This window comes from Eubacterium sp. AF17-7 (assembly GCF_003461285.1).
Taxonomy (GTDB): Bacteria; Bacillota; Clostridia; order Lachnospirales; family Lachnospiraceae; genus Eubacterium_U; species Eubacterium_U album.
This window is the reverse complement of record NZ_QTWU01000007.1, coordinates 95852-120036: the sequence shown is the minus strand read 5'-3', so window position 1 is coordinate 120036 and position 24185 is coordinate 95852. Positions and strand designations below refer to the sequence as shown.

The following is a 24185-nucleotide window of genomic DNA, read 5'->3' as shown; positions in this document are numbered from 1 at the left end:
GGTTTAGATTAAACTTTCTGCCATGACTTTTTTATCTGTAGGAACAGCTCTACATTCAACTTCTGCACCTGCCGCAACCATCTCATGAATCTGTTCTTTCTCTTTTTCAGATACTGCAAGAGACGGAGTAATCATTGTTCTTTCACTTGTCAGTTTCATATTACCAAGATTAACGTGATCAACATCTTTTACATTTTTCACTAGTTCTAACGCATCTGATGTATTATCAACAATCAGAAACAGCTTATATTTATCCGTCTTTGTTCCATTCAACAACGGAATCGCATCTTTCAATGTTTTTACAACAAACTTCACGCCCGCCGGAGCAGCCATTTTCAATGAATTGCTACGGAGCTTATCTGCTGCCACTGCATCATTTACTATCAGAATACAATCTGCTTTCAATGAATTTGTCCATGCAAAAGCAACCTGTCCATGTATCAATCTCTCATCTACTCTTAATAATTTAATCATTAGAAATCCTCCTCTATATTGCTATTTTCTTCAATCATTTTTTTCAGATCTACAATTCCTTCTCTTCCCATCTGAATTGCATTTTCTATCAATTCATCTGTTGAAACATCTGAATCCAAATCCTGTGCCAGACCAATCAGTAAAGGAAGATTCAACCCTGTTATAATATGTATCTTCTCAGATTGAATGTATGAGGAAAACGCATTAGCGATGCTTCCACCCATAATATCTGCAACAATAATCAGTTCATCTTCTTCATCCAATTCATGAATCTTCTTTTCTGCTTCTTTATGCATATCAAACCCTGGTTCAACATATGCACTGATTTCTGAAATATTTTCATTTTCACCCATGATTAATTTGAATGTCTCCATAATCCCTGATGCAAATCTTTCATGAGTTGCTACTAATAATTTCCTCATACTATTCCACTTCCTTATTTCATCTTAATTTTAGTACTCTACTGTTCTGTAATATCTTCTGATTTCCAGACTATGATTTCTTACATGCTCAAAATGTGCGCTAACTCTTTCAAGCTGTGCAGCCATAACGAGTGGTGAAACAAGTCCTCTTACGCTTGGATCAACTCCTTTAAGTTCATAATCCTTTGTATCCCATACCTGAACTACATCTGAATATTTTCTTACAAATTTTTCAACACGATCAAGTAATGGTCTTGTCTCATCTTCACCTTTGAAAAGCATAAAGCTCATATCTTTTTCAGTCATTTCCACTGTTCCATGGAAGAACTCTGCTGCATGGATAGATTTTGTTGCGATCCACTGCATCTCTTCAAGTACGCACATTGCGAAGCAATATGTTTCTCCCCATGTGTTTCCAGCTCCTACACACATATGGAATTTTGTATCTTTATGTTTCTCTGCAAATGCAAGAGCACGCTCGTCATTATCTTCTCTTACTTTCTGAAGTACTTCCGGCATCTGTTTCAGAGCATCAATAAACTTTTCATACTCTGGAAATTCTCCGTTGTTTTTCATGAATCTTGCACCCAGTGCAAAATACTGAATATAAATTTCTTCAACAAGATTATCATTGGATGCTGTTCTGTTTTCAAACACATAATCTGCATACTCAGTAAGTGGGCATTCCTTTTCACCTACAAGAACGATTACTGTTGCACCAACTTCTTTTGCATATTTTGCTGCATTGATTGTCTCTACTGTTGTTCCTGAAAGAGATGCTGTAATTACAACAGAATCTTTTGTGAGTTGTTTTGGTTTGGCTGTAACTAGTTCTGCTGCAATTTCATAATACCACGGAATTGTTGAATTTGTCTTAATGAGATAAGATAATGGGCTTGCCATCGCATAAGTTCCACCAGTTCCCACAAGATAAAGGTTCTTATATCCCTTCTCGCAAATAGCATCTACTGCCTGATTGATTTCTTCAATATTGTTTACTGCCTGAGTTAATACTTCATTGTAAGTTTTGTCTTCATATCCGTACATATTCTGGTTCCTCCATAATCAAAATAATAATTAATAATTTTAACTTTATGCGCATAGCTTAGTGTTGTAACCACTTCGCATTTTTAATATACCACGCTATTTTTGTAATGTCAACCACTTTTATTTTTTATTATACAAATTTTGCTTTTTAGGTTTCTTTTTCTATTTTTGTTTGGTATAATAAGCTCAGAAAACCTTATTTGTTACTTTTTGTGCTACACCGTGTCTAGTAATTCTGTTATTTTAGGAGATATAACTATGGATCTTTCATACCAACAACTTGCAGAAATTATACGAGAAAAAATCAACAGCAATGAATATGTTTTTGGTCTTGCTCTTCCTTCTGAGCGTGAATTAGCAAAATCTTTTGATGTACGCCGTTCCTTAGTTCGCTCAGCAATTGAACAGCTGTGTACTGAAGGCATTTTAAAAAAATATCACGGAAAGGGAACTTACATTATGCTAAAAGATATTGATTTTTCTTCCAAGCATTTTAAAGGTATGAGTGAGTTGCTAAAGAAAGCCGGCTATGACCCTTCCAGTAAAATTTTAAATACAATGACTCGAAAAGCCGGTTACAAATTTTCAAAGATTTTCGATGTATCAGAAGATACGGAGATTTTTCAGGTGCTTCGACTTCGTCTCGGAAATGAACAGCCTATAGCTATTGAAAATACTTATATTTTACATGACAGTATCCCTGATATTGAAAATATTGATTTTCAGATTTACTCTTTGTATGATCTTTTTCGAACCAATAATATAAAGATTTATGATATTAGCCATGCTTTTTCTACAACAAAAGTTCATAACACGGACGCACGTTTTCTTAATTTGGAAAATGATACTTCTGTTATTTACGTTGATATTACATCCTCGCTGATTGATAACCAGGTTGTCGAATATACGGAAGTTCTTGTACGGCCTGAATTCAGCAAATATTATACGGATGGCATTTTCAAAAATGGTATTTATCAAGTAAATGCACAGTTTGTTATATAATTTTTTAGAGAGGATTTACAACAATTATGCCTAAGATTTATCAGCTTCTAACAGATGAAATTGAAGAATTTGTTTTACAATATATAAATGAACATCAATTAAAACCACATGACAAACTTCCAACTGAAAGAGAACTTTCCACATCGTTAAATGTAAACCGAATTACACTTCGTAATGGTTTGCAGAAACTGATCGACAAGGGAATTATCTATAGTCATCGTGGAAAAGGTTATTTTGTTTGTCCCCAAAAAATAAATCGGACATTGTGTTATTTCAGTTTTCCCGAAGCAGATAGTCTGTTAAAAGACCATTCTTATAAAGCCGAAGCTCAAAATTTCTTACCAACAATTATGAGCAATATTATTCATAATTTTTTATGTATAACAAATGATTATAATATTACTATTTCGTCTTCTCTAGAAAGTGTTGATGAAACAATCATCGCTTTTTCTTGTGATGCAATAAAAACTGAATATAATACCATTTACCCTGGTTTGTTTCAGATGAAAGAAATCCCACCAACCTTAGTACAGTCTTTTTTCATACGAATTTATGAAAATGAGGCTCTTGATTCTTTATCTTTAATTACAAAGCAAACCTTAACTGAGCTTTTACAATTATCTGAAGAAGACACTTTACTTCTTGTAACAAACTTTATATCTGAAGATGATGTTCCTATTGCCTGCACAGTTTCTGTATGTGTTGGAACTCGGTTAAACCTGATTGGAAATATTCATTCACCAAATTAAAAAAGAGAGATCACTGTGTGATATGCTCCCATAAGATAAAACTAAGAGATTGTGCCGTTCTTCTGCTCCGAAAATGCTTTTTTCAGATAAACTGCGTTACTTTTTATAAGGAGCTTGTGAACAGTAATACCTGTTATTGTATCTATATATAAACATACCTTTCCACTCTTGAAATCCAATATTTTCTAGTATAAAATATTCTCGTTAAATTCTTGACGAATAGCAATATAACAACGGCAGTTCTCTTACTGTGTTACCATTTAAAGCAAGAGAGCTGCCGAATTACAAAAGAATAAGGAGTTATATCATAGACAATCATTTTAACACTCCCGCAGAAGTCATTGATCTGAGTATCAAGGCCTGCGAGAACAAAACCCGTCTTCCACTTGGAAAAATGATTCTGCTCGGCATCATGGCCGGTGCGTTTATTCCTTTCGGCGGTGCTACAAGCAGCACAGCAGCGCACGCAGTAGAAAATGTTGGCATAGCAAGAGCTCTTGCCGGATGTATCTTGTACTGGTCAAGCATTTTTGTAACACTTTGTTCGATAAATACCTATCTGTAACGAGCTTCCATTGGTGTTAAATAATCATTGTATGAATGAGGACGAACATAATTATACCAATTGATATAATTTATGGTAAGTTCATCCATCATCTCCACACTTGAAAATGAGGTTACATTATAAAAATTGCTTTTAAAAGTGTTATAAAATCTTTCCATTGGAGCATTATCATAAGGGCAACCGGCCTTACTCATGCTCTGGGTTACATTATTATCTTTACAGAAATTCACAAAATCCCATGAGGTAAACTGTACTCCCTGATCTGAGTGCAGAATCACTTTAGGGTAGTTTTCTTTTTTCCAGTCTTGTATCCCAGTTTAGAATGCATGATTACGGCACATAAATTTAATTCTTTATTCATGTATTTGTGCATAGTGGTATTGCTTAATTCATAGCCATAACGTTTGATGAAAATACGCATAGCCCTATAGCCTATAACACGATTATTATTATAGTATACATATTTTATAAGTTCAAAAATGTGTTCCAAACGTTTGTGATATTCACGCTTGGTATCTTTTTTGTAGTTATAATAACAATTAGGGCTAATACCAAACTTCTTACATAACCATCTTAAACCAAATATATTTTTGTTATCGTCAATGAATCGATATACCACTAATCGATTTCCTTTGCAAAGAATGCCGCTGCTTTTTTTAGGAAAAAAATTTCCTTATCTTTTTCGTTAAGAAGCTGATTTAATCTTCGTATTTCCTTTGCGTCATTAGACTCGGATGTTGTATCGGTGGTATAAAGTCATTCTTCCCTGTATTCATTAGCCCACTTGCTAACGGAACTTTTTGCAACATTAGAATCTGCAAGGCTACTTGATAAAGTGGCAGGCAACGACTAAATAAAACTTTCCCTTATTTCCCTTACGATTATCTCATAAGGGCAAAAATAAGGGAAAATACATATCATTTCACTAATGAATGGGCTGGAAAGCCTGTAAAATAGGAAAAGTTAGAAAGATATTTCGGCAAACTGGAAGTTATCTATTTCTCCTCTTCGTTAAGACCTGGTTCATTACATATTACTTGCTATCCCTGATACCTTATTCTTTCTACCAGCGTTTCCTTTTTAAGATTACTGCTTAAAACGCAGGAAAGTACAATCTGCAACAGACCGACCAAAAGAATCATAATAAAAATTGGTACGATTGGAACATGATAGATATTCATTCCAAATATTCCATTATGTTTTGCATAGGAAAAAAGTGCATAGCCGAGCGGCAGACCAATGATCAAAGCTACGCATATGGTACCAACCGTAAACATCATTCCCTGTAACTGCAGACATAAATTTAATTGTTTATTTGTCATACCCACAGCCTGTAATACACCATATTCCTGCTTTTTTGTCGTAATATTCATGATTATGGTGTTTGCCATATTCATAAAACCGATGAGTCCTACAACCGCCATAAACAGATAACAGCCAAGCTTCATCATGCGAGCTGTGAATTCTGCAGATTGTAACTGTGCATGATAGGTATCCATTTTTATATGCGAAGTATTAGAAATCAAAGTATTCAGACTCTGTTCCACAGATGCTACATCTTTTTTATCACAGTCCACCCACAGATAGCCATAGGCTGTTCCTCTCGGATTCATGGAACGGTATACACCTTCCGGAATGACAAGATAAGTGTCCGCGCTTACAAAGGATCCTGCAATCTTTCCCTGATAGGTATAGGTTCCACTTCCATTCTCAAAGTCAAATGCAATGGATTCACCCGAAGCATATCCATCTTGTTCCATCCACGTTGACCAGCCAAAGAAAATTTCACCATTCTTTACCGCCTGATCATAGTCCATAGAGCCAATGTCCCCGTCTTGGCGCATAAAATCAAAATCATTTTTACTCACAATATCAGCCGGAAATCTTGTTCCGTTCAGATTTACAGAGACAATCTCTCTCGTCATGACATCTGTCACTCCTGGAATGCTTTTGATTTCTTCAATCATTGAATCATTCAATGGATTATCCGTCAGAATCGTATCCAGATTATTCTCCGGATATCTTTCATCGTACTCAGCAGAATAGTCAAGCTGCAGTTCAAATTGTCCATGATTAACGGAAAGACGTGCTTCATGCTCCGTATCAATATTTCCTACATAATTAGAGATAATCACAAACAATGCGCAGGAAAGCCCCAGTGTGAGGATGGTACCAATGGTTCTTTTTGGATTACCCGTTATATTTGCCATTGCCATAGAAAACACGGTGACATTTTTTCTTCCATTTCGTTTTCCTTTTTTTTGTGTTTCTGCATTTTCTAAATACCGTGTTGCTTCGATAGGTGAAATCCGTGAAACAATTTTCATTGGTTTACGCAGCGCCAAAGCAACGGTAAAAAATGACATGAAAATACATAGAAGCATAACAGGCAGGGAAAACAGTGGCACCTGCTGATTTTGGACTCCCATAGAGCCAATTTGGGTTGATACAAGGTTTCCCTGTTCTACCAGCCAGTTAAAACCGCATTTTGCAATCAGAAAACCAAGAAGCAATCCAACTGGTACGGAAAAAATTGTCAAAAAAATGCCCTCTCTGAAGATCAGTTGTTTCATCTGCTTTTTTGTCGCTCCCAGAGCCTTGATTTTTCCATACTCCTGTATCTTGTTAGCAATACCGACCTGAAAAATATTATAAATGACCACAACAGAGAAAAGTACAATTGCAAGAATCAAAACCCCGCATACCGCAATCGTTTCATAACTCGGTTGCAAGACCCATTGCAAATAGAGATCATTGACTATAACGTTTTTTTCTTCGATTCCACAAGCTGCTGCAATCTGCTTTATAACCGGTTCAATATTATTCATAGATACATTTGCAGAATCATTTAAAGTAAAATAAATATTATACTGTCTGTCATTCTCTGCGACGTGCTCATCATAAAACTCCTGTGACCCGAAAGCAACATAAGATGCCTCGATGGTATACTCATCCCGATCATATAGGATTCCGCTGACAACAAATTCTTCCGGCTTATATTCTGACTGCATCCCTGCACGGTAATCCAGTGTAACCGTATCTCCAATCTTTACATCATCATATCCCATTTCACTAAAAAATGCTCTTCCTGCGGCAATTTCCTGCGTTCCCCCCGGATACTTTCCTTCCTTTAACTCATATTCCTTATTATAGGGAAGCATTTTTCTTGCAGTCTCATCCATGCAGACAAAACCACCGTTTTCGTTGCCTTTAATTATGCCTTCTGTACACATAATTCCTATTGCATCTATTTCTGCACGGCGGCGTACGTCCTTTAACTGCGAGGCATCTGCTGCGACAAACAAACCATAATTGCTTCCATATGAGCCTGCCGCCTGACTTTTCTGTAAACGGATCATTCCATTTCCCACAGTACTGATAATCACAAGCAGCATCGTAGTCAGACATATGGACATCATAATCAGTATACTTCTTGTCTTGTTCTTTTTGTCATTGCTATATGCAATCCTGCTTATTGTCTTCATCTAAAATCCACCACCTGTCCATCCTCAATTACCAGAATACGATCAGCGACCTGTGCAATTTCGTCATCATGGGTAATCATTACAATTGTCTGTCCATATTTTTTTGCTGTCATCTTAAGCAGGGCGATTACCTCATCACTGGTCTTGGAATCAAGATTTCCTGTCGGCTCATCCGCAAATATAATTTCCGGACGATTCACCAGTGCTCTTGCAATTGCTACTCTCTGCTGCTGTCCTCCGGATAACTGATTTGGCAGATTATAAATCCGGTTTTCAATCCCCAGAGTTGCAATAATATCATTTACATACGCTTCATCCACTTTTCTTCCATCCAGCCCCAGTGGCAGTACAATATTTTCCCAGACATTAACAGATGAAACCAGATTAAATGCCTGAAAAACAAATCCGATTTTTCTTCTGCGGAAAACAGCAAGGGCATCTTCCTTCATCCTGTATAAATCTTTCCCGGCTAAAGTAACACTGCCTTTTGTAGGGGTGTCTAGCCCTCCAAGCATATGAAGTAATGTACTTTTACCGGAACCTGACTTTCCAACAATTGCGACAAATTCTCCCTGCTCAATCTGAATGTCCACCTGATTGACCGCTTTGACCTGATTCTCACCTGCGCCATAAAACTTACAAAGCTGCTTGGTTTCTAATATCACACTCATGTGTTGCCTCCTTTTCAATTCTGTAAAGCGTACCTTTTCAGCACGCTTTCTTTGCCTGTTTATATATTTGGTCATTTTTCAACCTACATCCAAATTGTATCAGGACAATCTTTCATTTCACTTTCAAAAATTGGGCAGAAATCTTACAGAATTGTAAGATTTCTGCCCAATTAAAATTTAACCAACATATGGCAATTGAATCACAAACGTGCTTCCTTTTTTCTTTTTGCCGGAGATTACCGTGATCATACCTCCGTGTTTTTCGATAATTTCTCTCGATAGAAAAAGTCCGATTCCCGTGCCACTCTCTTCCCTGACCTCCCTGGAACCTCCTCTGTAAAATCGTTGAAAAATTTTGTGATACTCATTCTGCGGAATACCGATTCCCTGATCCTCAATTTCCATTCTTACAAGATCGTTTCTTTTTTTTAACCGGATAAATATTTTTGAACCACCCGGACTGTACTTGATTGCATTATCCAAAACGTTGATCACAGCTTCACCAAGCCACCTTTTATCCTGCACAACCATACATGTTTCCAGCTCTTTTGCATAGTCAAAAACGAATTCAATTTCTTTCTCATCCGCTTTTGGATAAGTACGGTTCACAGCAGATATGACAGTATCCATAAGCGAAAGTTTTTTCTTATTAATCTGAATCAGTCCGGTTTCCATCTTGGATATTTCAAGAAGCGACTGCAATAATGTCTCCAGTCCATCCAGAGCACTCCGACAACGAATACGAAACTCCTCCTGTTCTGTGGCACTTAAGTCATTCTGCATCAGCACACTAAAACATGTATCCAAAGCTGCAACCGGTGTCTTTAACTGGTGAGAGATATCAGAAACCATTTCTTTCGTGCTCTCTTTTTCTTCCCGTGCTTCTTCCTTTAGCAACTGAATATGATGTCCGATTGCTTCAAGCTGGTCATTCAATTTTTCCAGTTCAGCGTGATTTTCCGTTTTAAGTAAATCATCAAATTTATTTTCACGGAATCTGATCAGAATTTCTTCTAACTGGTCTAAAATTTTCTGATGACACGCATCTTCTGTCTTCTTCCAATAAAATAAAATAATCAAAAGAAGCACGCATATCACAGTGCTTACAGCACCGGTCACCATAACCTGATGCCGGAATTGCAAATAAAACACATTCCCTTTATTTCCCCAGTATCCATATTGCTCCAATAATCGCCTTCCCTGTTCGTTGGTTTCAATATCCTTATCCTTAAGCAATTCCGAAACAGCATCCAGCCCGGAAAATTTTTCCTTTGCTGCAATTTCTGTCATAAGATTCATTTTATATTTATAATCTTCATAAAACACATACGTGGTAAAGCAATTTAATATTGCAAACAATAATATGACAGGTAATACCAAGGAGAGCACTACTGTAATCTTCTTGCGATATCTCTTTGTCACTGCCTTACCTCCTGATTCCATATATACCCAAGACCTCTGATATTCTTTATATAGACCGGTGCAGCCGGATTGTCTTCGATTTTCTCACGGAGTCTTCTGATATTGACAGCGATTGTATTTTCATCCACAAAATCCCCTTCCATATCAAACACATTTTCCAATATTTGTGTTTTTGAAAGAATCTGTTTCGGATTCTGAAGAAAAAGAGTCAGCATTTTCAACTCCGTTTTCGTCAGACTGATTTCACGACTCTTTATCAGGACTTTCATTTCTCCTGCGATAAATACGATATCTCCGGAAATCATCTTTCCGGCTTCCGTTTTCTCCTGTCTGCGGCGGAAATGTGCTTCTATTTTCAAAAGAAGTACCGAAAGACTAAACGGCTTTGTAATATAATCATCTGCCCCTGCTTCATATCCCATAACCTGATCCATCTCCTGATCTAATGCTGTAAGACAAATAATGTATGTATTATAATTGCATCTCATCCACCTTACAAATTCCAGTCCATTCCCATCTGGAAGATTCACATCACAAATGGTAACATCCACATTATTATCACTTGCAATTCTTTTCGCTTTTTTCACTGATTCTGCTGAAAAAACCTCATATCCGGATTTTTTCAGTGAAAATGTAATTCCACGATTTAAATTTTCATCATCTTCAACCACGAGTATACCTGGCATAACATATGCACCTCTCTTTATTAACTATTTTTCCTTTTCGTTAAGACCTAGTTCATTACATATTTGTTCTGAATCATCTTAAAATGCTTCAATGCCTCCACAATTGCACTCTCTTTATCTCATCATATGTTGCCTTAGTCTCTGCAGATGTTATATCCATATCATCAAGTTCAATCGTGACACTAATGTAATCATCCGGCTTTTATTTCAGTTGAGACAAAAGAACAACCGTCTCAACGGTATTCCCTTTGTCCCACAAAAGCTCCGTAACTTCCCCGCCATCCTTGAACACCGGAAAATTCAAACCAATCCGCTTTAGCGGATATTCAGACTCGTCATTCCTGTAAATTTCAATTTCCTTAATCAAGGCTGTGACCACATTTCTCTTTTCTTCGTCATTTATTATATTATAAACGCAGTCGAAATTCACCATGATTTTGTAAATATTCTCAAGAGTAATTGCCTGCTGCTTAATTGCATCTCGCCGAAGTCTGGCATCTTCGATTTTTTCCTCCAGCTCAACAATGACATCATATAGGGAATCTAACCGCAAGGTCATATCATGGAGCTTTCGTTCCCGGTATTTTGCATCAGCAGGGAGACTGTCAATTTCCCGTTCCAATCTTGTTTTATTCAGATCAACTTCCTTCAGCTTTGCCTGATAGCCCTCCAGTTCTTTATCCACTGCTTTCGTGTCAATCTGAACGCCAATCCGTTTTTTAATGGCTTGGGCATATTCCTCATTCCTTACGATCTCACGAATTGCCTCAATGACCATCGGTTCAATATCGGTCTTTTTCAGCATCGCCTTATATTCACAATGCTTACCCCGGACCATCCTATTCCGACTACATACATAATAGTAAATTTCTTTGTAAGTGCCATCTTTATTTGTCCATGCGTGTTTATTCGTATACATGGGACTTCCACAAACCGGGCATTTCAGCAGACCTGATAACAAATGAACTCGATCCCGCCCAATTTTTGACGGTTGCTTTACTCCGGTTCTAAGACGCTTGGCATGAGCCTTTTCCCATACCTCCTCACTAACGATTCCTTTATGCTGTCCCTCTGTCAGAATGTAATCGTCATTTCTTTTCATCTGGTAATCGTTTTTTGTGCCTTTGACTTTTTCCTTCGTTCTCCGTCCATAGGCAATTTTACCGCAATAAACCGGGTTATCCAATATCAGTTTAATAAAATGTCCTGTCCAATCCTCTAATGTGCCATTCTGCCTCGGAATTTTCCGTATACCTTGTAAGTTCAACTGATTCGCAATACCACCCAAACCGATTTCCGATGAAGTATATAATTCAAAAATCTTCCGTATTGCCACAGCCTCTGTTTCTTCAATCATCAGCTTGTTATCTTCCAGTGTATATCCGTAGGGAGCAAAGCCACCATTCCATCCACCCTGCCGTGCCTTTTCGCGCCGCCCGTTCATCGTCTGCTCGATAATATTCTCACGCTCAATCTCAGCCACAGCAGATAGTACAGAAATCAAAAGTTTTCCGCTTGTCTGAGAGGAATCAATCCCTTCTTCTATGCAAATCAGATTTACACCATAAGATTGAACCAACTCCAAAGAGTTAAGTATATCTGCTGCATTACGGCCAAACCGTGACAGCTTATACACTAAAATATAGTCAATGTCCAAGCCATCCTCAATATCTCTGAGCATTTTTTGAAAGGCAGGTCGTCCCTCAATGGATTTACCGGATTTACCGGCATCTTCATAAGTATCAACAACGATCATTTCCTCACGATCCGCAAATCGTGTCAGCATATTTTTTTGACCTTCCAGGCTGTATCCGTCCACTTGCATCTCTGTGCTGACCCTCGGATACAAAACACAGCGTTTTCCATATCGGTTCATAATTCATACCTCCAAAATTTACTTTTGGAAAATATCCTATGTAAAGCTGCGATTCTCACGCAGCTCCGTCAACCTCGCCCAGCACTCTCATACCATATTTCTCGATAATATGTGCCAGCGAAGTGATAAACGCTTCAAATTTTTGTTCCGCCAGAAGTTCTTCTGACCGGATTTCATCTGAAGGAATCAATGCGCTTTTATTCTGGATATTCTCCATTCAGAATCACCTCCGCAATTCCTAACGAAATTATAACTCTACTTGCACAGCCTGAAAATGATACGGCCTTTCGGCACTTTTATGTAATCCCCAGACTACACAAGAGCGTCTTGTTTATGTTTTCCATGTCATCCTTGTTTAGATGACCAATATAGTTTTTTAACCTCGACTTGTCGATTGTTCTGATCTGTTCCAGCATAACAACAGATGGTTTCATCAAACCGCATCTGTCGTTTAAGTGGTAATGCGTGGGGAATTTTCTGCTTTTTTTACTTACACTGGTAATTGCTGCAATAATAATCGTAGGACTGAAACAATTTCCCACATTGTTTTGAAGAATGAGTACAGGACGAGAGCCACTTTGTTCGGAGCCAATACCAGGACTTAAATCAGCCGAATATATGTCACCTCGATGGAATTTTTCAAACATCACTCTCGCCTCCTTAATATCTTAATACTTAAACAGCCGCACCAGTCTGAAAAAAATCTTCGGATAAAAACCTGGTGCGGCTACTGTTATTCTGTTCGGATTACTCGTCATATTTGCCACGCCCCCTAACGCTGGGAACATAGCAGGTCTCCGCTGGCGCGGTTGTCATAACTCCGCAGCGTCGTTTTACTCGTGCGCCGCAGGGTTCCCCCCAAGTCTTTAGGAGGCCGTGAGGAAGTATCTTTAAGCCCCCGTGCAGTCCTCGCGCCGAATCTGCCACCATCCGTTTTGTGGAATCGTAGATCGCTCCAAAGCAGCTTTGTTCATCACCTCCCTGACTGCTCTATCTTCGCGGCGTTCCACACTCGCTCGTACACGGGTTATGTACCTGTTATGCTGTCTATGAAATTGTCAAAGTGCTGTTGAAGGGGGAAAACTTGTCCTTCTTATTAACTCTGACAAAAAGAGCAAAAAACGAGCGCACCAAACGAAACTTTTTCAAAAATACTTTGCCAGCTGCTTCAGACCACGCCGGATGCTGTCACGGACACGGCTTGGGTCTACATCCTCCGCTACTGCTATCTCGCTCACACGCATACCCAGGTAATACCGAGCATAGATCCGCTTGGCCTGCTTCTCCGGCAGAGCCATCACTGCGGCGTAGAGCTGCTCCCGCAGCTGCTTTTCCTCCAGGAGCATTTCCGGCGTCTGGGGCTTCATCAGGATCGCATTTTCAATGCCGTTATCACAGTCCAGAGAGTAATGCGCTTTATAGCGATACATCCTCCGGTCATAAGCAGCTTCTGCACGCTCAGCGGCACGGATCGTCTCCAGCACATCTTCTGTTACTTCTACAAAATGATCGTTTTTATAAACATCGGGATATAAGTCCCTAAGATTGACTTTCTTCATTATGTACCTCCATTTCGATTCACGGGCGGTTGACGAGTGAATCGAAAGGAGGCGGGGATCGGCAGCGACATACTTCGGACGCCTTCCCGAAAAATCGAAAGCAAAAAACGCCAACTCCCCGTAATGGGAAATTGGCGCGACAAAAATACCTACTATTCTGCTGATTTAGATGGAACGATAATACTGATAGATAGTCATACTCCCCCGGAGGAGGGGCAAGACTTTTTTTAGCTGGTGTAACTCATGGCTATTGTGAATGACGAAAATTGACATGGCGGCATCCTCCTATGTGCCGCCGTACCAGATTGCAGGGTGTAGGGTCGTCGTTCATTTTAGATAGACGAAAGGAAACGGCGGCTCTGATTTTTTCAAAGCCACCGTTGCAAAGTGCATAACAATATAGTCGCTGTACGATGGCTTTTTTTCTTTTGCCATCGTGCGGCAACTTTTTCACTTTTCTTTTATTTTAACAGGCAATCCTCACAGAAATGTCACGGGCATACGCCATTTCGACAAAATAACAAGCTGAAATCTCACCAATCTGTGAGATTTCAATTTTTTTGAGGAAAGCCGAGAGGAAATGCCTCCTCCCGGCTTTCAATAGGTTTATGATTATTTATTGTAGCAATCTCTGCCGTTACTCCGAAGTCCTCAGCCGTTCCACCACAGTTCCCTTGTTAAAGAAGTGGAGAACAATCAGCGGAATGACCGCAGCCAGCAGCAGATAAAGCACACCAATGACCAGAACAGGAACCAATGTAATGTTCAGGGTAAAGAACCACATGGAGGGGCCATTTAATGCGCTCTTTAGCACCGTGACTGCCAGGACCGCTGCGGCTGCTCCGCCAATAATGTCTGCGCCGGCGGCATAATAGATGCCCTCATAGACCATCAGGCGGCGAAGCTGCTTGCCGGTCATACCGATGCTTTGCATGGTAGCGAACTCATGGCGGCGGGTGATGATGTTGGTAATAATCATGTTGGTAAAGTTGATCAGTCCCGCAAAGGCCATGATGCAGCCAATCAAACCGCCGATAACCAGAATCATGCTGCGGACCGAATCAAGTTGCTCTTTCAACAGCTTGGTGGAAGTATAGGCAACCGAAGTATTTTCGCTCACATAGCTGCTCAAGAATTCTTCCATCTGCGGCTGCAAGGCTTCCTCCACATTGAATCCATAAGTCAGAAGCGTGGGAGCGTCATAGATTTCCTTGAATACAGTGTCCGGCAGATATACAAAAGGAGCATCACCGGCGATGTGTGCCTGAGCGGTAGTGCCTGTGGGCGTTTCTGTTTCTGTTCCCACGAGAATCGCTTTTGCAAGGATGGTGCTGGTTTTGACCAGTTCCCCATCCTTGTAGAAGGAAATGCTCTCCCCGACCTGTAACTGATCGGTCAGCGGAGTGTTATTTGGTTCCTCTGTCAATTTGTCGATGGGGCAACCAATAATGACATATTCTCCGGTAGCCATTTTCTGCGTTAAGGTTTCGGCATCTTTTTCGCCTTCAAAAATACGCATATCCGCCCAGAAATTCTCGGAGGCTCCCATCACATTACCAAAATAGCGCCTTTCGGTATCAGAACTTGTGTACAGGCTATATCCCTGATAGCTTTGATTTACAACGCCTTCTTCCTCATGGAATAGCTCTATACCGCTTAAATCTTCAAACCCATAGTCAACCAGCACATTTCTATCGTCTTTTGTATTTCGGTAAAGATAGCGTTCATCCTCAACTCCGGGCTGTCCGGCAATCAGATCCACTGCCTGTTGTGAGAGCGTATCTTCATGGTGCTGAACGCCCTCCATTACATTAAATGCGGCGGAGTTATAGACATTAAAATCTGTTCTGGTAACACGGTTTACCCACTTTTCTTCATCAAGGCTTTGCGTCACAATGATGATAGAGTTAAACAGGACGATGCACAGAAGCAGGGAAATAATGATAAACGCTGAACGCCGACGATTGCGCCCCAGGTTGGAAAAGGCCATGCGGGACAGCTTTACTCTATTGGTACGCTTGGCACTGCTCTTTTTATAGGCGTTCTGCTCGGTGTAGCGGATCGCCTCCAGAGGAGAAATCTTTGCCGCCTTTTTTGCAGGCTTCCGGGTGCTGATAAGCACGGTCAAAATTGTAAAGAGAGCGGCAATAACAAAGATCAGGGGCGAGGTCGATACGGATGTACCCACCATAGAGTATTCAAGGTTAATGATCTCTGTCACGATAGGAAGCAGCACCCAACCGGCAAAGAAACCGGCAATCAGACCAATAGGCAGTCCGATCAGCGTGAGCCAGACCGCCTGACGGTTCACAATGCTCTTGATCTGCCGTGTGGAAGTTCCAATCGTCCGCAGCAGACCGTATTGACGAACATCCTGCATCACGGAAATATCAAAGATATTGTAGATCAGCAGGTATCCGCACACGACAAACATCAGGATAAATACAACAGCAGGCACGATGGACTCTGATGAAGTCAATCCCTGGGACATTTGATTTTCGGAGGCGAGAATGAAATTGTCTGCGCCCATATCCTCTGGATTGCCGCCAATGGAGTAAACGAACTCATTCAACTGCTGCTGAACATTTGCTTTATTCTTCAGCACGACATCGGAAAAAGTAACGCCGGACATTACATGGTCTACCGCATAAGTGTTCTGAACCACATCGGGATTTTCTTTTATAAACTGCTCTGAAACAGTCGCAACGCTCACAGAGTCATTGCTTGCTTCCCACCAGCCGGAAAGCACCATATCGTAATGATAAGTTTTCCCCCGCAGTTCAAATTCTAACGGAACCTCTGCGCCGATCTCAGGTTCTACACCCAGCGCCTTCAGCGCCAAATCCGTAGTGGCGATCTCATTCGCTTTCTCCGGTGCAGCTCCGTGGGTAGGCACACAGAAGGTCAGTTCCTGCTGCACACTATCTTCATAATTGATTTCAATGGAATGGCTGGAAGTGTTGCTTGCATAGCCAATGATACGCCGGTGTCCTGCCTGGTCCACAAAATCGCTGTTTACAAGCTGCTCGTACTGTTTCTCCGTCATATACCCCAAAGTGCCATCCGCCTTGCTGCCTTTCTGCATTTGCAGAGAGAGTTGGATGGAGGACGCCATATTGAACGCCAGGGAAGTGATAGAGGTAAACAGGAAAGCAGTCAGGATAATTGCCAGCAGTGCAGCCAGATTGCGTACCTTATTCTTCTTGAAATAGCGTTTGGATAGCTTGGTAATTACTTTGGAATTATTGTTGCCAAATAGAATGTCATTCATAGTCCCGCCCCCCTTTACTGCACGATCTTACCATCCTCGATCCGAATAATGCGGTCGGCAAGCTGGGCGATCTCACTGTTATGGGTAATCATTACGAGGGTCTGGTGGAATTTCTGGCTGGTAGTTTTCAGAAGCCCCAGCACATCGGCGCTGGTCTTGCTGTCCAGGTTGCCGGTGGGTTCATCAGCCAAGACAATAGCGGGCTTTGACACCAAGGCGCGGGCAATGGCTACGCGCTGCTGCTGGCCGCCGGAGAGGTTATTGGGCATATTGTTCAGCTTATCCTCAAGCCCCAGCATCTGCACTACTTCGTTCATAAACTTCTTGTCTACCTTGTTTCCGTCCAGCTCCACAGGCAACACAATATTTTCAAAGACATTCAGCACCGGTACCAGATTGTAGTTCTGGAAGATAAAGCCGATCTTTCTTCTGCGGAAAACGGTCAGTTCCTCGTCTTTGAGTTTGGACAGCTCCTTGCCATCCACGACCACCTGGCCGGAGGTGGGCACATCCAATCCGCCGATCATGTTCAGCAGCGTGGATTTACCACTGCCGGAGGTTCCTACGATAGCTACAAATTCTCCTTTTTCAATAGAGAGGGTCACACCATCCAAGGCTCTGGTAATGTTCGGCTCTGCACCATAATATTTTTTCAGTTCAGTCGTTTGCAAAATGCTCATAGAGAATACCATCCTTTCTTTTTGATAAACCCATTGTAACGACCAAACCTCACAGAAATGTCACGAGCCACAAAAAATTTCCGCTAAATTCAGCCCCAAATGTCACGAATCTGTGACATTTCAATTTTCGGGGTGTGCTTACTCTACTTTCGGAGCAGGAAAACAGAAAAGGTTGAGCCTTTCCCAACCTCAGACGCTACCCGGATATAACCGCCCTGCAAGGTCACAATCTCACGGGCCAGATACAGACCGATTCCAATACCGTCCACATCATGCACCACATCTTCCCGATAAAACCGCTTGAAAATCGTCCCCTGGTGCTGCTCTGAAATGCCGATGCCGGTATCGGCAATGTCGATCTTCACATACATTTCCCAGCCTTCCACCGACACACGGATCTGCCCGCCTGCCGGGGTGTATTTCACAGCATTATCCAGAATGTTGAACAGGGCTTCGCTTGTCCATTTTCTATCATGGCGTGCATCCAAATGCTCCGGGCATTCCACCTGCACATCTATCTTTTTCTTTTCGGCATTGAGCAAAATCCCGCCTAGGGCAGCGGCAAGGGTATCGTAAACCGGTTGCTGTCTCTGCTCCAGCGAAATGACTCCCGTTTCCAGTCGGGAGGTTTTAATCATGGCTTGCATGAGGAAGCCCAGCTTATCAAGCTGGCTGGCCTGGGCTGTCAGAAATTCCTTTTGCTTCTGCGGAGGAACCTCATTTTCAAGCAGCGTGTTGTTGATCATTTTCAAGTTGGCAATCGGGGTCTTGACCTGATGAGAGATGTCAGAGATCAGCTCTTGCAGGTCAGTCCGTTCCTTTGCGATGCTGTTTTTATTTTCCTGCATGACCTCGTACAGCCGCCCCAGCCGATAGTTGATTTTGTAGAACAGGCTTTCTTCGCAGGTCGTCTGCTTCGGCTGCATATTTTCGGAGAGCATATCATCCATCTGACCACAAAAGGCATCGGAGAACCGAACCAGCTTCCGGCGGATCAGAGCCACAAAGAAGATAACGCAGAGCAGTACAAAGAGACTGAACAGGAACACACACCGGACAGCGGTTATATTCTGGGTCAGCAGATAAACAGCGGCGCAGACTGCACCAACCGCCAGCAGCAAAAGCGTTCCCAAAAGGATACAGGCTTTGTTGATGGAGAGTTTTCGCATATTCATTTCGATGCCCCTCCGATCCACATATAGCCCATGCCGTACACCGTCTTGATGTACTGGCATCCCTCTGTTTCAATTTTGTTCCGCACCCGGCTGATGGCCGCAGTCAGGGCGTGTTCATCCACAAAGTTTCCATCGGCATCCCACAGCTTTTCAAGCAGCACCTGCCTGGTCAAAACATTCTGCGGATTTTTGGTCAGTATTTTCAACAGCCGGTATTCCAACGGAGTGAACACCAACGGCTTACCGGACAGGGAAGCAGTCATCTCCGAGAAATTGATGGACAGCGCACCATCCTCATAGCAATCGCCTCCAGACTGTTTCGCCAACCGCCCCAGCACCACGGACAGCTTTTTTTGAAAGACGCTCATAGGAAATGGCTTGGTCACATAGTCCTCCGCGCCCAGCTCATATCCTTTGAGCATATCACTTTCCATATCGTTTGCGGTCAGGAAGATCACCGCCGTATCCGGCCGACGCTCCTTTACCTCACGGCAGAAATCAAAGCCATTCCCATCCGGCAGGTTTACATCCAGCACGATCAGGTCATAGTCCTGCTTGGTCAGAAAGTTGCTGGCTGCTGATTTTGTCAATGCAGAGTCCACGGCATAGCCCGCAGTATCCAGATTATAGCACAAGGTATTATTCAAAAGTCGGTCATCCTCGACTACTAAAATTCGCATTGTATCACACTCCTTCATTCTTAGTGTAGCATCCAAATGTCACAGAAACCTCACGAGAGGATTATTTTTTTGTATTTTTGAAACGGCGGTCTGCCGGTTTCTCTGCATCCTTGGGAATCATCCAAATGGTAGCCATCTTTACAGCGCCGGGGATACGCCCACCGGTACACAGATAATTGATCTGCCTTGGGGTAACACCCCATTTTTCACTTGCTTCTTTCAGCGTCATATAATCCATATAGTTTCCCTCCAATATGGTTTATTATATTTCCTTTGCTCGAAGAATACAAGCGTGCAAATAGGGCGCAAGGCCCTGTGCCAGAAGCATTTTGAGACCTTGCGCCCCATTTGTAGTTCTATCCTAAAAATACTTTGCTAGTTGCTTCAGACCACGCCGGATACTATCACGGACACGGCTTTGGTCTACGCCCTCCGCTGTGGCGATCTCACTCACACGCATACCCAGATAATACCGGGCATAGATCCGCTTGGCCTGCTTCTCTGGCAGAGCCATCACAGCAGCATAGAGCTGCTCCCGCAGCTGCTTTTCCTCCAAAAGCATTTCCGGTGTCTGGGGCTTCATCAGAATCGCATTTTCAATGCCGTTGTCGCAGTCCAGGGAGTAGTACGCCTTATAGCGATACATCTTTCGCTCATACGCAGCTTCCGCACGTTCAGCTGCTCGAATAGTCTCCATTACTTCCTCTGTCACATCTACAAAAAAGTCTGTTGTATAAACATTAGGATAAAGTTCCCGAAGGTTAATTTTCTTCATTATGTACCTCCATTTCGATTCACAGGTGATTGACGGGTGAATCGAATGGAGGCGGAGACCGACACCGGCAGACAACCGGGTCATCTCCGAAAAAATGGCAACAAAAAACGCCAGATTTCCGTGAGGGAAAACTGGCGCGCCAAGAACAGTCATTATTATACTGAATTACATGGAACGATAATGCCGATGCAATGTTATACTTGCCCGGAGGAGGAGCAATGCTTTTTTTAACTGATGTAGATCATGTGAGCTTTGAAAAAGCAAACGAGACACGGCAAAATAACCTCCAATCGGCTACCGTGTCCCTGCAAGTCGTCATAGGATTGTGTAAACGCAAAGAAACGGCGGCTCTGAAAATCAAAGCCGCCGTTTCAAATGGGCGTGTCAAATTGTCTGCTCTACGACGGCTTTTTTTCTTTTGCCGTCGTCCGGCAGGAAATCTTTATTTGTTTCGATTTTAAGGAATCAATCTTACTTCCAAATGACTTCCATCTTACTTATCTGTAAGATAAATAAAAAGGTTGCCCACACCGATCTTCTCGGAGGGACAACCTCTCAAATCCACATGAGTATTTAGCCTATTGGCCGTATGCCATATAATTTTATTGCGAGCTGATATTTTCCACAATCGACATAGCGTGTAATCTTCTTGCTGGGCCTCGTACAGCCAGCGCCGTGGTTGCGAGAATCACGCCTATGATCAAGCACAATTCCAGCCACGGAACACTCCAGGGATTTCCGAATGTGCGAGTGATAAGGCTGGAGTACAGGAACCAATGAAACAGCAATCCGAAAATACATCCCAATATGACACCACTTATGGCATACGAGGCAGCTTCCGCAGAAATCATGCGTGTAAGCTGTTGATTACTCATGCCAATGGCACGCATTACTCCATATTGACGAGTTCGGGCGGAAACTCCCATGCTGATGGTATTCATAATATGGAAAATCGTAATGGCTACAATGATTGACAGAAAACCATATACCAATGTTGCAAAAGCATAATAAAGGCCACGTTGTTGCTGTGCTTGGATTAAGACATCAGTGAAAGTGACTCCTTCACCGAACAATGCTTCAACCTCGGCAACATCTTCTTCATCAGAACCAAAGCGGAACTGGACATCCAGGATAGTATACCCAGTCTCACCCGTCAGCTGCGAAAAAGTTTCCTCGGAGCAGATCAGTGTTTCCGTTCTCTCTGCACGAGCCAATAGGCTGTCAGACAAAACACCCCCTACAGTAACTGTTTGATCCTTCCCGTTTATTGTCAGTGTAATGGTATCTCCCACCTGCACTTCTGTTCCTGCGTTTGCCACAAACAAGACCTGTCCCGGCGTGTTCGTTACAGTATCTATAGAACCTGCAATTAGTTGATCTTGCGCCCAGCGGAACTGATTTTCTTCATAGGAGATTAGATTGCTGTTATGGATTGCGCCGCTAATTTGGGCAGGAACATCATAAGCAAACATTCTGCCAAACACTCGACTAACAGCGGAATTTTGTACTACGGCATCCCTTCGATCCGCCGGAATGGAACAAGTATTTGTGTCACTGACAATGGAAAGCTCGGGCGACCATTCTTTCGGCATAAATGCGTTTTCCATAAAGGGAACCAGCGTACAGAACCCTAAAAACAAGGTGATGCAGATTGCAAATGCACCTGTCATCAGAATATAGCTGCGCCGTTTGGCCTTGGCATGATGGATACCAAGTGCTACCTCTACATGCCACCGCCGAGTGTTTGCCGCATGGCGGAACGAGGATTCCTGCTGTGTATTGCCTGTGACAGCCTCCAATGGGGAAACCTTTGCTGCCATTTTTGCGGGGGTCCGAGCCGCCAATAGAACGGTAATAAGTCCCAATACAATGCTCACACCAATGCTTAGCCAGCTAATGCCAAAGATAGGCATATAACCAAACCATACAGTGCTGAGCTGCCGCATGACTGCACACAGTCCCCAAACCACCACGATACTTAACCCGATACCAATGGGTATGGCGGTAATGCACCACTGTAAAGCCTCACGGCGCACAAAGCGCAATACTTGGCGACGAGTGGCTCCCAAACAGCGCAGTAAACCGAAAAACTCCATGCGCTGGCTGACATTACTATTCAAACTACTGGAAATCATCATAACACAAGTTCCCATTACCACCAAAGAAAGCAGAAATGCCATTGTGTATATCTGCGACATATTGGAACCCGGTAGCTGCCCGAGCATACTGAGCAGTTCTTCATTTTGGGTGATTTGTGCATCAGATATGCCGTTTTGCTGCTGAATATCAGCAATGCTGGAACCAACATTAGTGAGCAGCGAGAACCGAACGACATACTGCCAGTTGCCGCTTAGATCCGCAGTTTGAATGCTTGACAGCCCTTCAGGTGTCAAAAGGATTGCACTGGCACTTCCCGAGATCATATTGGCGGCATCATCATCCATAATTCCCGTAATCGCCAGTTGCATTGTACTCCCATCAGGAGAGTTCAAAGCAAGAGTATCTCCCAACGAAATTCCTGCTGTTTGTGCTAATGTAGATGAAACAGCTACCTGTCCAGCTATCTCAGGGAACTCACCTGAAAGGACAGAACCTAAATAAATTTCAGAAAATATTGTCTCGTCAATCCCTGCAACAGAAACGGGCTGATCTGCCACTGTGCAGCCGATTTCTGCGGGAATGTTGCCTTGCCAGCCAGACAAGTCTATTTCAGGGCGGGCAGCAATATATTCGGATGTTTTTTCGTCAATAGCTGTGATTTTACAATGCCAATCTCCAGTTTGATGCCGGGTTTCATCCGTCATGCTTTTCAAATACATATCGGCCAGTCCAAACATGACTGCAACCAGGAAAACCGCCAGCACAATGCAAATGCGTGTCATGCGGCTTTGCCTGCGGTGAACCTTGTTGGAGATAGAAACCAAGTCGAGGTAGTGTTTCATTTCCGGCTCGCCCCCAACTCCTTCAGCACACCATCAGACATATTGAAAATGCGGTCTGCCGCACTTGCATGATTTTTGTTGTGGGTAATCATCAAAATGGTTTGCTGGTACTTGGCCGACATGGTTTGCAGGAGAGCCAAGACTTCCTGACTATTTTTACTGTCCAGATTGCCGGTCGGCTCGTCCGCCAAAATCAGTGCAGGTCGTGTAACCAAAGCCCTGCCGATAGCGACACGCTGTTGCTGGCCACCGGAGAGCTGACTGGGAAGATGATGACGGCGTTCGGTCAGTCCCAAAACATTCAGCAGCTCGTTGACAAACCTCTGGTCTGGCCGCTTGTAGTCAAGCAGCAACGGAAAAGTGATGTTCTGTTCTACATTCAGTTCCGGGATCAGATTAAATGACTGAAAGATAAAACCGATGTGTTGCCGCCGGAACACGGTCAGTTTTTTCTCCGGCATTGAGAAAATATCCTGACCGTCGATCCAGACCTTGCCGGAAGTGGCTTTGTCCAGAGCACCCACAACATTCAGCAACGTACTTTTGCCGGAGCCAGATTCACCAATAATGGCAATAAATTCACCTTTGCGAACCGAAAATGTTGCATGACGCAACGCTTGAACCGCTGCTTCACCTTTTCCATAGGTTTTGCACAAGTCCTGTACTTCAAGAATATTCATACGCAGTACCTCCTTATGGTCACA

At 42.4% G+C, this 24185-nt stretch carries 24 protein-coding genes; 4 read left to right on the top strand and 20 right to left on the bottom strand.

Going from position 1 to position 24185, the window contains the following annotated elements; all coding sequences use genetic code 11:
* Positions 1-3: 3 nt before the first annotated feature.
* The 3 genes from DWW96_RS08250 to DWW96_RS08240 are packed head-to-tail and all read right to left on the bottom strand — an operon-like array spanning position 4 to position 1943.
* Positions 4-474, bottom strand: coding sequence for a PTS sugar transporter subunit IIB (locus tag DWW96_RS08250; RefSeq protein ID WP_117910080.1), 471 nt, complete (start codon positions 472-474; stop codon positions 4-6).
* Positions 474-896: a PTS fructose transporter subunit IIA gene (locus DWW96_RS08245; protein WP_117910079.1), complete on the bottom strand. Its 423-nt coding sequence runs from the start codon at positions 894-896 to the stop codon at positions 474-476. Before DWW96_RS08245 ends, DWW96_RS08250 begins: the two co-directional genes overlap by 1 nt.
* Before the next feature lie 30 nt (positions 897-926).
* Positions 927-1943 (bottom strand): SIS domain-containing protein, encoded by a 1017-nt coding sequence (locus DWW96_RS08240; RefSeq protein ID WP_117910078.1) that lies wholly within the window; start codon positions 1941-1943, stop codon positions 927-929.
* Positions 1944-2201: 258 nt separating this feature from the next.
* Here DWW96_RS08240 and DWW96_RS08235 point away from each other — a divergent pair, with 258 nt between their 5' ends.
* From DWW96_RS08235 to DWW96_RS14435, 3 genes are all read left to right on the top strand, one after another.
* Complete coding sequence (locus DWW96_RS08235; protein ID WP_117910077.1) at positions 2202-2945, top strand: GntR family transcriptional regulator; 744 nt, start codon at positions 2202-2204, stop codon at positions 2943-2945.
* Positions 2946-2971: 26 nt separating this feature from the next.
* A complete protein-coding gene (locus DWW96_RS08230) occupies positions 2972-3694 on the top strand; it encodes a GntR family transcriptional regulator (RefSeq protein WP_117910076.1) in 723 nt (240 codons plus the stop codon).
* Between the two features lie 250 nt (positions 3695-3944).
* On the top strand, positions 3945-4259 hold the full coding sequence (locus tag DWW96_RS14435) for a formate/nitrite transporter family protein (protein ID WP_243003047.1): 315 nt from the start codon (positions 3945-3947) through the stop codon (positions 4257-4259).
* On the opposite strand, the gene DWW96_RS14010 is transcribed toward DWW96_RS14435, so the two are convergent.
* The 15 genes from DWW96_RS14010 to DWW96_RS08130 form a co-directional block, all read right to left on the bottom strand.
* Positions 4250-4489: an integrase core domain-containing protein gene (locus DWW96_RS14010; protein ID WP_199522684.1), complete on the bottom strand. Its 240-nt coding sequence runs from the start codon at positions 4487-4489 to the stop codon at positions 4250-4252. The genes DWW96_RS14435 and DWW96_RS14010 overlap by 10 nt on opposite strands.
* Positions 4490-5299: 810 nt before the next feature.
* Positions 5300-7744 (bottom strand): ABC transporter permease, encoded by a 2445-nt coding sequence (locus DWW96_RS08210; protein ID WP_117910073.1) that lies wholly within the window; start codon positions 7742-7744, stop codon positions 5300-5302.
* Positions 7741-8415, bottom strand: coding sequence for an ABC transporter ATP-binding protein (locus DWW96_RS08205; protein ID WP_006426335.1), 675 nt, complete (start codon positions 8413-8415; stop codon positions 7741-7743). The genes DWW96_RS08210 and DWW96_RS08205 overlap by 4 nt, the downstream gene beginning before the upstream one ends.
* 177 nt (positions 8416-8592) lie before the next feature.
* Complete coding sequence (locus tag DWW96_RS08200; protein ID WP_117910072.1) at positions 8593-9858, bottom strand: HAMP domain-containing sensor histidine kinase; 1266 nt, start codon at positions 9856-9858, stop codon at positions 8593-8595.
* On the bottom strand, positions 9834-10523 hold the full coding sequence (locus tag DWW96_RS08195) for a response regulator transcription factor (protein ID WP_117910071.1): 690 nt from the start codon (positions 10521-10523) through the stop codon (positions 9834-9836). Before DWW96_RS08195 ends, DWW96_RS08200 begins: the two co-directional genes overlap by 25 nt.
* Positions 10524-10725: 202 nt before the next feature.
* Positions 10726-12399 (bottom strand): recombinase family protein, encoded by a 1674-nt coding sequence (locus DWW96_RS08185; protein ID WP_117910070.1) that lies wholly within the window; start codon positions 12397-12399, stop codon positions 10726-10728.
* Positions 12400-12454: 55 nt separating this feature from the next.
* A complete protein-coding gene (locus DWW96_RS14240) occupies positions 12455-12616 on the bottom strand; it encodes a hypothetical protein (protein ID WP_004797315.1) in 162 nt (53 codons plus the stop codon).
* Between the two features lie 79 nt (positions 12617-12695).
* A complete protein-coding gene (locus DWW96_RS08180) occupies positions 12696-13046 on the bottom strand; it encodes a type II toxin-antitoxin system PemK/MazF family toxin (RefSeq protein ID WP_015528524.1) in 351 nt (116 codons plus the stop codon).
* A 498-nt stretch (positions 13047-13544) separates the two neighbouring features.
* A complete protein-coding gene (locus DWW96_RS08170; protein WP_117500098.1) occupies positions 13545-13958 on the bottom strand; it encodes a sigma factor-like helix-turn-helix DNA-binding protein in 414 nt (137 codons plus the stop codon).
* Between the two features lie 637 nt (positions 13959-14595).
* The gene (locus DWW96_RS08155; RefSeq protein ID WP_117500095.1) at positions 14596-17229 is read right to left on the bottom strand and encodes an FtsX-like permease family protein; all 2634 of its coding nucleotides are present in this window, start codon (positions 17227-17229) and stop codon (positions 14596-14598) included.
* A 14-nt stretch (positions 17230-17243) separates the two neighbouring features.
* Positions 17244-17909 (bottom strand): ABC transporter ATP-binding protein, encoded by a 666-nt coding sequence (locus DWW96_RS08150; RefSeq protein ID WP_040342337.1) that lies wholly within the window; start codon positions 17907-17909, stop codon positions 17244-17246.
* A gap of 143 nt (positions 17910-18052) precedes the next feature.
* On the bottom strand, positions 18053-19084 hold the full coding sequence (locus DWW96_RS08145; RefSeq protein WP_117500094.1) for a HAMP domain-containing sensor histidine kinase: 1032 nt from the start codon (positions 19082-19084) through the stop codon (positions 18053-18055).
* A complete protein-coding gene (locus DWW96_RS08140; protein ID WP_117500093.1) occupies positions 19081-19764 on the bottom strand; it encodes a response regulator transcription factor in 684 nt (227 codons plus the stop codon). The genes DWW96_RS08145 and DWW96_RS08140 overlap by 4 nt, the downstream gene beginning before the upstream one ends.
* Before the next feature lie 61 nt (positions 19765-19825).
* Positions 19826-20002 (bottom strand): DNA-binding protein, encoded by a 177-nt coding sequence (locus tag DWW96_RS08135; protein ID WP_117500092.1) that lies wholly within the window; start codon positions 20000-20002, stop codon positions 19826-19828.
* A 123-nt stretch (positions 20003-20125) separates the two neighbouring features.
* Positions 20126-20539, bottom strand: a complete 414-nt coding sequence (locus DWW96_RS08130) for a sigma-70 family RNA polymerase sigma factor (RefSeq protein WP_117500091.1) — start codon at positions 20537-20539, stop codon at positions 20126-20128.
* Between the two features lie 218 nt (positions 20540-20757).
* Here DWW96_RS08130 and DWW96_RS08120 point away from each other — a divergent pair, with 218 nt between their 5' ends.
* Entirely contained in the window at positions 20758-21000 is a 243-nt protein-coding gene (locus DWW96_RS08120; RefSeq protein WP_034972320.1) for a hypothetical protein, read from the top strand.
* 141 nt (positions 21001-21141) lie between these two features.
* On the opposite strand, the gene DWW96_RS08115 is transcribed toward DWW96_RS08120, so the two are convergent.
* Together DWW96_RS08115 and DWW96_RS08110 are read right to left on the bottom strand one after the other, a co-directional pair.
* Positions 21142-23481, bottom strand: coding sequence for an ABC transporter permease (locus tag DWW96_RS08115; RefSeq protein ID WP_117910069.1), 2340 nt, complete (start codon positions 23479-23481; stop codon positions 21142-21144).
* Positions 23478-24161 (bottom strand): ABC transporter ATP-binding protein, encoded by a 684-nt coding sequence (locus DWW96_RS08110; protein WP_117500089.1) that lies wholly within the window; start codon positions 24159-24161, stop codon positions 23478-23480. Before DWW96_RS08110 ends, DWW96_RS08115 begins: the two co-directional genes overlap by 4 nt.
* Between the last annotated feature and the right edge of the window lie 24 nt (positions 24162-24185).